The organism is Rhodanobacter sp. C05 (assembly GCF_002001165.1).
GTDB lineage: Bacteria > Pseudomonadota > Gammaproteobacteria > Xanthomonadales > Rhodanobacteraceae > Rhodanobacter.
This window is the reverse complement of the sequence record NZ_MUNQ01000005.1, coordinates 360,985-373,446: the sequence shown is the minus strand read 5'-3', so window position 1 is coordinate 373,446 and position 12,462 is coordinate 360,985. Positions and strand designations below refer to the sequence as shown.

The window sequence follows — 12,462 nt, the reverse complement described above, 5'->3', positions numbered from 1 at the left end:
GAACGTTGGTCGATATTTACCGAATACGCGTGAACAAGGGGTGACTGAAAAGGGATTTTGTGTCGGGCCACGGCAGCTGCTGACGTGCCGCGTCAGTCGCGTGATGCAGAGCATTCGCCGACTGTGATCTACATCACACATTGGCACGGGCGATGCATTCTCCAGATCACCAACACGAACCAACGCGAAGGAGATCCACCATGGACATGAACTTCAACTTCGAACCGGTTTATCCGCATCACGATCTGCTGATCGAGATTGGTCAGGTCGAGATGGCGATGGACGGCCTGAGCAATCGTGAGGAAAACGAGCGCGGTGCGCTGCAGCCGGGTCTGGAGTCACGCATGCACAGCCTGCTCGAGGCACTGGATCATCTGGCCGTCTGAATCATCGCGGCAACGGTGTGCAGTGAGCTAGCCACGCACACCGGGAAGACAACCCAGGGCAGAGTACGACCAGCCTGCCCGGTCGCGGCTCAATGATTGAGTACGTTACCGATGATTTCTGCCAGGTTGCGCGAAAGGTCATCACGCCCAGCCAATCCGGCAATCGCTGCACGAGCCGCTTCGCGCCGTTGCGGTTCCAGTCGCTGCCAGCCGTTGAATGCCGTGGCCAGTCGCGCCGCGACCTGAGGATTCAGTGCATCGAGGGTGACCAGCCGTTCGGCGAGCAGGCGGTAACCGGCGCCATCGACACGGTGGAAGCCGCTGGGATTGCCACGCACGAAGGCACCCAGCAGCGCCTGTACCCGGTTCGGGTTTTTCAGAGTGAATGCGGAGTCGCGTTCCAGCAGCAGCACACGCTCCAGTGCCGCATCACCGGGCAGCTGCGCTTGCACCGCAAACCACTTGTCCAGCGCCAGGGCGTTGTCGGCGTAGTGTGCGCGATAGTCCGACAGCGCTGATTCCGCCTGCACCGCATGGCCACGCACCAGTACGGTGAGCGCGGCGAGCCGGTCGGTCATGCCGGGCGCGTCACGATATTGCGCCACTGCCAGTGCGCTGGCATGGGCGCTGTCCAGCAGGGCCAGCAGTTCCAGGACACGGCGCTTGAGTCGGCGCCGGGCTTGGCTGAGTGCATCGAGCCTGATGCTGGTATGCGCGGCGAGTGCCTGATAGCGCTCGCGCAAGGCTTCCGCGCCAGTCTCTTCGGCGAGCCGTTGTTGCAGGTTCTGGCGTAGTGCGTGAATGCGCTGCGGGTCGATCGCCATCTCGCGCTCGGCCAGTTCGACCTCGCCTGGCGGGGTCAGCAGATCGGCCAGCAGTGCGTCGTCGATGGCGTTGTCGTGGAACAGCCGTGCGAGTGCTTCGCACCAGGCTTGCAGGGCGCCATCGTTATTGCCGTCACGCAGATTTTCGTAGGCTCGTATGGCGAGTTGCTGGCCAGCCTCCCAGCGATTGAAGCCGTCGACGTCATGGCGCAGCAGGAGTGCCAGCTCCTCCGGCGTGTAGTCGTATTCCAGGATCACCGGTGCGGAGAATCCGCGCAGCAGGGAGGGCACCGGTGCGGTGATGACGTTGTTGAAGACAAAGCTCTGCTTGACCTGTGTCAGTACGACGATGCATTCGTTTTCGTTGCCGGTCATCTGGCCGTCCAGCCGCAACGGCAGCATGTCGCCGTGATGCGTAAACAGGGCCAGCTTGACCGGGATCGGCAGCGGCGCCCTGGGTTCATGATCGACGCCCGTGACGGACGTGTGCTGGGTCAACGTGAGCGTGAATTCGTGCCTGGCAGCGTCATAGTGGCCATGCGCCTTCAGATGCGGCGTGCCGGTCTGGGCATACCAGGCCAGATAGGGAGTGAGGTCGATCCCGTTGGCGTCGCCCAGCGCATCGAGAAAATCTTCCAGCGTGGCAGCACTGCCGTCATTGCGTTCGAAGTAACGGTCCATGCCGCGGCGAAAACCATCCTTGCCCAGCGCACCAGCCAGCATGCGCACCAGCTCGGAGCCTTTCTCATACACCGTGGCGGTGTAGAAGTTGTTGATCTCGCTGTACTGCGCCGGGCGTACCGGATGCGCCAGCGGACCGGCGTCCTCCGGGAATTGTGCGCGGCGCAGCAGGGCGACGTCCTCGATGCGCTTCAGCGGCGCGGAGTTCATGTCGGCCGAGAAGCTCTGCTCGCGAAACACCGTGAGCCCTTCCTTCAGCGACAGCTGGAACCAGTCGCGGCAGGTGACGCGGTTGCCGCTCCAGTTGTGGAAATACTCGTGCGCGACCACGGCCTCGACATGCCGGTATTCGTCGTCGGTGGTCGAATCCGGATCGGCCAGCAGGCACTTCGCGTTGAAGATGTTGAGGCCTTTGTTCTCCATCGCGCCCATGTTGAAGTCGTGAGTGGCGACCACGTGGAATACGTCGAGATCGTAGTTGCGACCGAAGGCCTGCTCGTCCCAGCGCATCGAGCGTTCCAGCGCGTCCATCGCGTAATGGCAGCGGTCGATCGCCTCGGCCTCGGCCCATATCTTCAGCTGCACGGCACGGCCATCGGCGGTGACATAGTCGCGTTCGATCTTTTCGAGCCGGCCGGCAACCAGTGCGAACAGATAACTGGGCTTCGGATGCGGGTCGACAAAGCGCGCCCAATGCCGGCCACCCTCCAGCTCACCGGCACCGTCGGGATTGCCGCCGGCCAGCAGCACCGGGAAACGTGCGCGGTCGGCACGCAGGGTGACGGTATAGCGCGACTGCACGTCGGGGCGATCGGGGAAGAAGGTGATGTGGCGGAAGCCTTCGGCCTCGCACTGGGTCAGCAGGAAGCCGGCTTCGCGCGAGCCGGACAGGTACAGACCTTCCAGCGCGGTGTTCGCAGCCGGGCGCAATCGCACGCGGGTTTCCAGCACGCTACCGTCGCGGGCGCCATCGACCTCCAGCACGTTATCGACGTAGCGATACGCCGTGGCGGGCAACTGCTCGCCATCCAGGGCGATCGACAGCAGCTGCAGGTTCTCGCCGTCCAGCCGCAGAGGCTCGGTCTGCGCGGGGTCACGGCGCAGCAGCAGGCGTGCGAACAGCTCGCTGGTGTCGATGCCGAGATCGAAATCCAGCTCGACCGTCTCGACCCGCCAGGCGGGTGCGCGGTAATCGCTGAGACGGATCGGGGTGAGGGCTTGCTCGGACAGTGCGTGCATGCGGACAACAGTGGGTGTGGGGCCGATCAGGCTAACATGGAGCGCTTTAACGGCAGGAGAACCCCCGTGATGCCCACAGACGCCACGCGATATGCCGCCGAGCGTGCCCACCTGGGTGAGCAGGAGATCGTGGTACTGACGAATCCCGGCGGGAGCCGCCGCCTGCGCATCGCGCGGCATGGCGCGGCCCTGCTCAGCTTCGAGGTGGCGCTGGATGGCGGCATGCACGATCTTGCCGACGGCTATCGCGACGCGGCCGAAGTGGTCAGCCGGCCCGGTTCGCTCTTCGCGATCATGGTGCCGTTCGCTGGACGGATTGCCGATGCGCGCTACAGCTTCGATGGCCAACCGCAGGATCTGCAGCCCGGCATCGTCGGCGCCGGGCGTGCCAGCCGGCATGGCTTTGTGCGCGATGCGGAGTTCGACATCACGGTACTGGAGGCGGATGAACATGCCGCGCGGGTGACTCTGGCTACGGCCGTGATCAGGCCACAGCCGGGCTATCCGCACGCGATCGATCTGGCGGTGACCTTCACGCTGGATGCAAGTGGCCTCACGCTGGAGGCACGCATGCGCAATGTCGGCAACAGCGTGGCACCTTGCTTCTTTGGCTGGCATCCGTACTTCCGACTGGTCCATGGCACGATGGCCGACTGGCAACTGCAGATCCCAGCACAGACGATGATCCGTACCGATGCCGATCTGATCGCGCTGGCCGGCATGGCGGCGTATGTGGCGCTGGACGATGCGCCCGCGCTGGATTACCGCGAGCCGCGACTTCTCGGCGACAGCATCCTCGATCAGGGCTATACCGACCTGGAAGCCGATACCGATGGCCGCATCCGTACCCATCTGCGTGATCCAGCCAGCGGGCTGGCTATCGCGGTGTGGCAGGAGCGCGGCGTGATGCACGCGTTCACCGCCGATACGGTGAGCCGCGATGCGCGCCGCGCGATCGCGCTGGAGCCGATGGAATGCATGGCCGATGCATTCAACCGGCCCGAATGTGCCGAGGCGATCCGTCTGCTGCCCGGTGCCGAGCGCAGTTTCCGTTGTGGTGTGGAGTTCCAGTTGCCATGAGTTATTCGTTGGGTAACTTGCCAAGTTTCGAACAGATCCGCGATGCCGCCGCGCGAATTGCGCCGCATGCGCGGGTTACGCCGGTGTTGCGCAGCGATGCGCTGGATGCGCTGAGCGGTGCCGAGCTGCATTTCAAGTGCGAGAACCTGCAGCGTGGCGGCGCGTTCAAGTTCCGCGGTGCCTGCAATGCGGTATGGGCGTTGAGTGACGCACAGGCCGCGCACGGCGTGGTTACCCATTCTTCCGGCAACCACGGCAATGCGCTGGCGATGGCTGCGGCCACTCGCGGCATCGCCGCGCATGTGGTGGTGCCGGAAGGTGCGGTACGCGCGAAGATCGAGGCGATCGAGCGCGCCGGCGCGATCCTGCATCGCTGCGCACCGACCCAGTTGGCCCGCGAGGCGATGACGGCCGAAGTGCAGCGCGCCACCGGTGGCGTACTGGTGCATCCGTATGCTGATACCCAGGTGATGGCCGGGCAGGGCACCGTCGTGCTGGAGTTGTTGCAACAAGCACCGGGCCTGGATGCGCTGATCACGCCGGTAGGCGGTGGCGGTCTGGCCAGCGGCGCGGCGATTGCCGCGCATGCGATCAATCCATCACTAAGCCTGTTCGGCGCCGAACCATTAGGTGCCGACGATGCCGCGCAATCATTGGCGCATGGTTCCCGCGTCACCACGGTGGTGCCGGACACCCTGTGCGACGGCCTGCGTGCGCTGGTCGGCGAGCGCAACCTCGATGCCTTGCGCGCCCATCACGTGGATGTGATCACCGTCAGCGATGCGGAAACCATTGCGGCGATGCAACTGCTGTGGTCGGAGCTGAAACAGGTAGTGGAAGTATCCAGCGCCACCGTGCTGGCAGCGATCCTCAAGCGGCGTGAGCGCTTCGCCGGTCGCCGCGTCGGCGTGGTGCTGACCGGTGGCAACGTCGATCTGCAGGCGCTGCCGTGGTGATGAATTCAACGACGAAGTGCAGCCCCGCGTAGGGTGATGCGGTGCAGATGCGGCAGCATGCGAAGCATCATTGCCAGGTGGAACCGCAATGAGTTACACGCATCTGAGCCACTGGCATTGCGCGACAAGACCGTGCTGATTGCCATGCCGCAAGATTTTGCTTGTTGACAGGATCCGAGATGCTACCCGTATCCTGAAAAAACACCCGCGCGCAACGCGCGGGTCCAAGGGGACAATTCGATGCGTGCACTTCGGCAAGGGATCTGCCTTTTGGCGGTCATGGCGTGGGTTTGGGGTGTCCATGCCCAGGACACGGACCAAGTCTACGAAGACTACACCCGTGATCTGCGTGCGGTGCAGGAGGTAACACCGCTGACCTCGACGATGTTCGGCGATCAGGTCAGCCTGTACAGCGGCGGGACGCAGTTCGACGTCACCGACATCGACTTGCCGGGCAACAGTCGCTTGCCGGTTCGGCTCGGCCGTCATTTTCTGGTCCAGAAAGCCGGCTTGCAGGTGGGCAGCCTGGGCGGGTTTGGCGAGTGGGATCTGCAAGTGCCGTACATGGACGGCCACTTCGCCGCCGAGAACGGCTGGGAAGTTCAACTGCCCACCAATCTCAATCAGGGTACCTATTCGCGCTGCAGTGTGCAGACGTCGCCCTTCACCCTGGTGAACGGAACCGTCGAGCCGACATACCAGATTTGGGACGGCAACCTGCTGTACATCCCGGGCGAAGTCGACGACGAAGAGTGGCTGCTGAACACCGAGACCAAGCTTCCCGCGGTGACCGACGGGAACAGTTATCCGTGGGTGACCAAGAGCCTGTACCGAGCCATGTGCGCCCCCAGTACGGCGAATGGCTATCCGGGCGAGTCGTTCGTGGTGGTTTCGCCCGACGGCGTGCGCTACACCATGAACTGGATGCTGGTGAACCCCACGACCGCCGCGTCCTACCAGGTGCCTAATCCGGCCGGCAATAGCAGCACAACGGTCGGGGCCAATCGCTCGCGGATCTTCCTGCTGGCGACCCAGGTGGTGGACCGCTTCGGCAACTGGGTCAAGTACAGCTACAACGCTTCGTCTCAGCTGACCAGCATCACCGCCAACGATGGCCGGGAAATCGACATCACCTGGTCGGGAAACAACATCAGCAGTGCGACAGCAGGAACGCGGACTTGGCATTACGGCTATACCCCGAGCGGCACGCTGCAAAACGTGACCTTGCCGGATGGCTCGCAGTGGACGTACACCGCAGCGTCCGGCTCACTGGTCACGGTCCGTACGCCGCCGCAAGACCCGCCGCCTCAAGAACACTGTCAAGTCGATCCGTTGCCCCGGACGGGCAGTTTCGTCTACGTGATCGGCGCACCCTCCGGCGCGCAAGGCACGTTCACGTTCAACTACCAGCGCAATATGCGCACCTATGTCCCCCAAAACAGCTGCACGTACGGCGATGGCGACACCATGTATCCGCCTGTCGTCGACCACTTCGACGACTTCGCGCTGATTTCGAAGCAGATCAGTGGGGCAGGGCTGAGCGCACAGACCTGGACCTATGACTATCTGAACAATTTTTCCAGCGGCAGTGCGACGTACTACACCGCGTCAGCCCCATACAGCAGTCCGCAGGAGACCTATATTCCGACCGGATGCAGTAATTGTTCTGTGTCGAAAACCGTGACCGTCACCGGGCCGACCGAGATCACCAAGAACGTCTTCGGCGTGCAGTACGGCAACAACGAAGGGCGTCTTCTGCAAACGGAAGTGGATTCACCCTCCGGTACCATGATGCGCACGGTGACCTATACCTACCTGGACGACAGCCAGATCGGCAACCAGGCGTTTCCCGACAACGTGGGCTTGTCGTTGCAGCCGATCTACAAAAATCCGATGGTGGGCCGCCTCCGTCCGGTGACCTCCACAATCACGACACAGGATGGCGATACCTATACGCATCAAAACGTGGCCTTCGACGTGTTTGCGCGGCCATACCAGGTCAACAAGTACAACAACATCCCCGGTCAGGTATCGCTTGAAGAACAAACCACCTACTACGACAACCTGGCGCTCTGGGTGCTCGGCCAGCCCTTGCAGGTGGTCAACATGCAGAACGGCGAAACGGAAACCCAGAACGTCTACACCGGCAGCAACGCCACGCTGTACTCGAGTGCGCACTTCGGCGAAACGACGCTGACCTATACCTACAATGCTGCCGGCCAGCTGGCCAGCTTCGAAGACGGCAACAGCCAAACCACCAGCCTCGGCAATTACTACCGCGGCATTCCGCAGTTGGTCAATTATCCCGACGGCACCAGCCAGTCCGCGGTCGTGGATGTTTATGGCGAGATTCAATCTGTCACCGATCAGAACGGCCACACCACGTCCTACACGTACAACGCCGTAGGCTGGCCGCAGACCATCAGCTACCCGACGGGCGACGAGGTGGCGTGGAACACGAAGAACTACAACTTCACCTATGTCACCACAGCCGAACGGGGTATCCCCGCTGGCCACTGGCGGCGCACGGTCAGCACCGGCAATGGCACCGATGTGACCTATTTCGACGCGATGCTGCGGCCGCTGCTCAGCGACACATCGATCGCCGGCACGGCAGGTTCGGACATCAGCACGGCCAACAGTTACGACCCGCGCGGCCTGGCCACGTTCACGTCCTATCCGGTCAGTGGCACGCCGGACCTGTCGGCGATCACGGTCGGTACGCACAAGGCCTACGATGCCTTGCAACGACTGACCACCAGCCAGCAGGATTCCGAACTGGGTACGCTGACCACCAGTACCGCCTACCTGTCCGGTGCCGGCATGCAGGTGACCGATCCCAAAGGCAACGTCACCACCACCCGTGGCCAGGTGTTCGACGAGCCGTCCTATGACAAGCCGATCCTGGTGCAGGCACCAGCTGGCGTCACCCAGACCATCACCCGCGACTACTACGGCAGTCCCCTGTCGATCACCCAGTCGGGTATCTACAACGGCACCGAAAGCGACAGCGTCACCAAGACCCTGGTCTACGACAGCTATCATCGCCTGTGCCGCACCACCGAACCGGAAAGCGGCGACTCGGTGATGGCCTACGACGGCGCCAACAATCTGCAATGGAGCGCCGCCGGGCTGAGCATCACCGGAACCGGTTGCGGGCAGAGTCAGGTGGCTGCATCGGTGCAGACCCTGTTCACTTACGACCCGATGAACCGGGTGAAGGCGATCGCCCCGCCAGCGGGCACCCAGAGCACCCAGTACCAGTACGACGCGGCGGGCAACCTGCAGTGGGCGACCTCGGGCAATACCGTCTGGCATGGTCTGTACAACTACCGCGACATGCTGACCGGCGAGTCCCTCAATGTGGTCGGCCAGAGCGCGCTGGCGCTGGGCTATGCCCACGACGCCAATGGCAGCCTCAGTGTGATCAGCTATCCCAATGGCGAGACGGTCAGCTACGCGCCCGATGCGCTGGATCGTCCCACCCAGGTGGGCAGCTATGCCACCGGCGTCACGTATTACCCGAATGGCCAGGTACAGGGTTTTACCTACGGCAACGGCACGAGCTATCTGGTCCAGCAGAATGCGCGCCAACTGACCAGCAACTTTTCCTATGGCAACGCCAGCACGCTGAACCTCAGCGAGGACCTGTTCTACGACAGCGACAGCAACATCGTCAGCGTGCAGGATCTGGTCAACGGCCAGCGCAACAAGACCTTCCAATACGATGGCTTGAACCGGTTGACCAGCGCCGTGGCGCCTTCCCTGTGGGGCACCGAGTCGTATCAATACGACCCGCTCAACAACCTGCGCACGCGCCTGTCGGCGGGAGTGACCTCGGTCTACGCCTACGATCCGACCAACCGGCTGCAGAGCATCACGCGCGGTGGTTCGGTCAGCAGCTTCGGTTATGACCCCCGCGGCAACCTCACCAACCGCAACGGCGTGGTCTTGCTGTTCGACCAGAAGGACCAGCTGAGCCAGGTGACGGGCTACGACAGCTACCTTTACGACGCGAATGGCCGGCGCGTGCAGAAGACCTCGGCCAGCGGCACGCCGACCTACTACTTCTACGACCACGGCGGCCAGCTGATGTACCAGTACGCGCCGGGTGCATCGCAGGCCACCAACTTCATCTACCTGGGTAGCAAGCTGATCGCCCGCAACGCCTCCCTGCAACTGGCAGCGCCGGGCGCGGTGAGCTTCAGCGCCAACCCCAGCAGCAGCAACTACACCGTGAGCTGGGGCGCGGTGCCGCTGGCGACGTCGTATGTCCTGCAGGAGAGCGCCAACGGCGGTGCGTGGGTGACGGTGTATGCCGGCAGCGGCACCAGCGCCGCACTGAGCGGTCGGGCCGGTGGCAGCTATGTCTATCAGGTGCAGGGCTGCAGCAGTACGTGTGGCGGCTGGACGGGCTCGGCTACGCTGGGTGTATGGCCGGCGCCGCCGGCCAACCCGGCGGGACCGGGCGTGCTGACGTACGCCCCCTTCACGGTCACGTGGACAGCTTCGCCCGGAGTCGCCACCTATGCCGTGCAGCAGAGCTTCAACGGCGGCGCCTGGACCACGCTCGCCAGCGGCATCACGACGCCCTCCTACAGCGTGACGAGTGCGCCGGGCGGCACCTACACCTATCAGGTCGCCGCCAGCAATGCCTACGGCACCAGCGGCTGGACAGCCTCCACGCCGGTGTCGGTGACCCAGGTACCGGCCACGCCGACGAACTTCGCCATGAGTACCACCAATGGCGTCACGTCGATGACCTGGAATGCGATGGCGTGGGCCACCAGTTACAACTTCACGGCGACCGGCAAGAACGGCCATCTGGGCACGTACACCTACGTCGTGGCCACCAACAGCTACAACTTTCCTTCAGGCAGTTACACGGCTCAGCAGCTGACGGCTTGCAGTATCGCGGGATGTAGTGCGCCTCTGCAGATCAGTGGTCAATTCACGGTGGGCGGTGGGGGTGCCCAAACGAGTGCCACGATGACGAAGCTCAAGCGGGTGCTGGGTGCAGACACGGGCTCGGGGATTGGATGCAACGCCAGCACCTGCACGGTCACCTTGGGAGGCAACCCATGAGCCCGTTCATGAGCAGGGCACGCCATCGGCTGCTGGGTGTGATGGCCGGGCTGATGGTGCTGATGGCCACTGGGGTCCATGCGGGCTCGGTGACCTATGTGTACACCGACCCGCAGGGCACGCCGCTGGCGGAGGCCGATGCCAGTGGGAACATCACAGCGACGTACGACTATGCGCCGTATGGGAGCCAGGCGCTGGGTACACCGCCGAACGGGCCAGGGTATACGGGGCATGTGAACGATCCGGATACCGGGTTGGTGTATATGCAGGCGCGGTATTACGATCCGGTGGTGGGGCGGTTTATCAGTACCGATCCGGTGGGGCCAGCCGTTGGAAACACGTTCAATTTCAGCCGCTATGCTTATGCCAACAACAATCCGGTTGTGAATATGGATCCGAATGGGCGGTGTACGGGGTCACACATTGAAGACGACAATGGAAATTGCGCTAGTACCGGAACGACAACAACGATGATCACGGCCGCGTCTGTCACGGCAGTACGAGCGTCCAATTCGGGCCACATTACGTACATTCAGTACGCGGATGGAGCCGTGGAGAAAAGAACGGGAAGCCGCCCTTCGCGAGATAATAATCCGGGTGATTTGCGCAAAGGAAGCAGTAAATCGGCAAGCAGCAAGCTGGCACTTGGATGGGACTATTCACCTACTGGGGCACATGACAATGTCACTGCGAAGCAGCCGTTCGCTATCTTTTCGTCCGCTTCTGCGGGTGACCGTGCACTTCAGGACACACTCACCTCTGTTTATGGGAATGACACTATAGAGGAAGCGATTCAACGCTTCGCGCCGAGCTCAGACTCCAATAATCCAAAACAATATGCGGCGTTCATCAATGCCCGCACTGGGGCCCCTGCAAGTACGACGATCAACTCGCTGACCCCTGCTCAGCTAAGTGGAACGATTGATGCCATAAAAGCTCAAGAAGGATTCAAAAGCGGTGGCTCGGTAGAAATCTACAATTCTGGACCGGGGCCGTTCTCCCAATGATGCTAAGAACTTTATTAATTACGATTTTTCTTGCGCTGACATATTGTGCCGGCGGGGCTTTGGCAGTCGATGCAAAGGCAAGCGGTAATCTGGAATATTGTTATCAGCCGTGCGTAGTCACTTTGCACGGGACGATAAGGATGACATGGACGTATGGGCCACCAAATTTTGGCGATCCCAAGACAGATAAAAAGATCAAAATTTTCGTACTCGTGCTAGACCACAAGATAGATGTTCATGGTTCTGATTTGTTCGATGCGATGGGGGGAATCTCAGAGGTGCAGCTTTATCTGCCACTTGGGGTGCCACCGATTGCGGAAAAGCAACGTGTGACGGTTGTTGGGAAATTGCAGCAGGCCACGACTGCGACCGACATTTATCCGATTGTGATGCAAGTGTCGGCGGTAAAATACAATAAAGGGAATAAAGGGGGCGTGGCCAATTAAGACTCTTCCCTCGCGCGGGTCCAATAAAGGGGACGTGACCAATTAAGCCTCCTCCCTCGCGCGGGTCAGCCTTGGCCGCCCATGCGGTCGGCACGTGGCAGGGCGTCCCAAGGTTGTTTCCACCATGCGCTGGAAGCGCTCATCGCCCAGCGCACGCTCCTGGCTGGCATAAGTGCGGAGGTGTTGCAGGTCATCCGGCGCGATGCCTGCGTCCAGCCATTGTCTGTAGGCGTGGGCGCGTTCGGCTTGGTCGTGTCCCATCGCGAGGTAGAGCGGGTGGGGTGTGATGAGCGGATCGCGTGCGCGGGCCAGGTGCGTGTGCACGCTCGACCAGCGGTAGTCTTCCGGCGCGTCGACCATGGCGGCGCGCACCGGGTTGAGTTCGATATAGCGCATGACCGTCAGCAGGTAGTGCTCGCTCTGCACCAGGCAGGACTTGAACCGTCCTTGCCAAAGTGCACCGCAGCGCATGTGCCTGAGGTTGAAGGCCTGCACGTACGACTGGCCAACCCAGCCCATGGCGCGTGACAGTGTCCCGACGGCACCCGGAGTGAGCAGAAGATGGAAGTGGTTGTCCATCAGGACGAACGCATGCAGGGCGATGTCATGGTCACGGAAGGCCCTGCGCAGCAGGTACCTGAAGTGGTGGCGATCCTCTGCATCGAGGAAGATCGCTCCCTTGTTGATGCCACGCTGGGTGATGTGCAGTGGCACGCCTGGCAGTTCAAGACGCGGCAGTCGTGGCATGGTTGCTGTCG

General features: G+C 62.2%; 8 protein-coding genes. 6 read left to right on the top strand and 2 right to left on the bottom strand.

All coding sequences use genetic code 11. From position 1 onward, the window contains the following. Nucleotides 1-200 precede the first annotated feature (200 nt). Nucleotides 201-386 carry a hypothetical protein gene (locus B0E51_RS01630; RefSeq protein WP_077443068.1) on the top strand — a complete coding sequence of 62 codons (186 nt, stop codon included), beginning with the start codon at nucleotides 201-203 and terminating at the stop codon, nucleotides 384-386. A gap of 89 nt (nucleotides 387-475) precedes the next feature. Here B0E51_RS01630 and pepN read toward each other — a convergent pair whose 3' ends face one another. Next, nucleotides 476-3,130 carry an aminopeptidase N gene (gene pepN / locus B0E51_RS01625; RefSeq protein ID WP_077443067.1) on the bottom strand — a complete coding sequence of 885 codons (2,655 nt, stop codon included), beginning with the start codon at nucleotides 3,128-3,130 and terminating at the stop codon, nucleotides 476-478. Between the two features lie 69 nt (nucleotides 3,131-3,199). Between pepN and B0E51_RS01620 the strand changes: the two genes are divergently transcribed. The 5 genes from B0E51_RS01620 to B0E51_RS01600 all read left to right on the top strand — a co-directional run bounded on the left by B0E51_RS01620 (nucleotide 3,200) and on the right by B0E51_RS01600 (nucleotide 11,704). Next, the gene (locus tag B0E51_RS01620; protein ID WP_077443066.1) at nucleotides 3,200-4,210 is read left to right on the top strand and encodes an aldose epimerase; all 1,011 of its coding nucleotides are present in this window, start codon (nucleotides 3,200-3,202) and stop codon (nucleotides 4,208-4,210) included. Beyond that, nucleotides 4,207-5,166, top strand: a complete 960-nt coding sequence (locus B0E51_RS01615) for a pyridoxal-phosphate dependent enzyme (RefSeq protein ID WP_077443065.1) — start codon at nucleotides 4,207-4,209, stop codon at nucleotides 5,164-5,166. The genes B0E51_RS01620 and B0E51_RS01615 overlap by 4 nt, the downstream gene beginning before the upstream one ends. Nucleotides 5,167-5,445: 279 nt before the next feature. Continuing rightward, entirely contained in the window at nucleotides 5,446-10,251 is a 4,806-nt protein-coding gene (locus B0E51_RS01610; protein WP_168172552.1) for a hypothetical protein, read from the top strand. Beyond that, nucleotides 10,248-11,258: an RHS repeat-associated core domain-containing protein gene (locus B0E51_RS01605; RefSeq protein WP_168172551.1), complete on the top strand. Its 1,011-nt coding sequence runs from the start codon at nucleotides 10,248-10,250 to the stop codon at nucleotides 11,256-11,258. The genes B0E51_RS01610 and B0E51_RS01605 overlap by 4 nt, the downstream gene beginning before the upstream one ends. Further along, entirely contained in the window at nucleotides 11,255-11,704 is a 450-nt protein-coding gene (locus B0E51_RS01600; protein WP_143525754.1) for a hypothetical protein, read from the top strand. The genes B0E51_RS01605 and B0E51_RS01600 overlap by 4 nt, the downstream gene beginning before the upstream one ends. Before the next feature lie 42 nt (nucleotides 11,705-11,746). Here B0E51_RS01600 and B0E51_RS01595 read toward each other — a convergent pair whose 3' ends face one another. Then, a complete protein-coding gene (locus B0E51_RS01595) occupies nucleotides 11,747-12,451 on the bottom strand; it encodes a transposase (protein WP_077443061.1) in 705 nt (234 codons plus the stop codon). Nucleotides 12,452-12,462 lie beyond the last annotated feature (11 nt).

Excerpts from the sequence above, each read along its gene's own strand:
- B0E51_RS01630 (WP_077443068.1), top strand. The coding sequence starts at position 201 with ATGGACATGAACTTCAACTTCGAACCGGTTTATCCGCATCACGATCTG.
- pepN (WP_077443067.1), bottom strand. The coding sequence starts at position 3,130 with ATGCACGCACTGTCCGAGCAAGCCCTCACCCCGATCCGTCTCAGCGAT.
- B0E51_RS01620 (WP_077443066.1), top strand. The coding sequence starts at position 3,200 with ATGCCCACAGACGCCACGCGATATGCCGCCGAGCGTGCCCACCTGGGT.
- B0E51_RS01615 (WP_077443065.1), top strand. The coding sequence starts at position 4,207 with ATGAGTTATTCGTTGGGTAACTTGCCAAGTTTCGAACAGATCCGCGAT.
- B0E51_RS01610 (WP_168172552.1), top strand. The coding sequence starts at position 5,446 with ATGGCGTGGGTTTGGGGTGTCCATGCCCAGGACACGGACCAAGTCTAC.
- B0E51_RS01605 (WP_168172551.1), top strand. The coding sequence starts at position 10,248 with ATGAGCCCGTTCATGAGCAGGGCACGCCATCGGCTGCTGGGTGTGATG.
- B0E51_RS01600 (WP_143525754.1), top strand. The coding sequence starts at position 11,255 with ATGATGCTAAGAACTTTATTAATTACGATTTTTCTTGCGCTGACATAT.
- B0E51_RS01595 (WP_077443061.1), bottom strand. The coding sequence starts at position 12,451 with ATGCCACGACTGCCGCGTCTTGAACTGCCAGGCGTGCCACTGCACATC.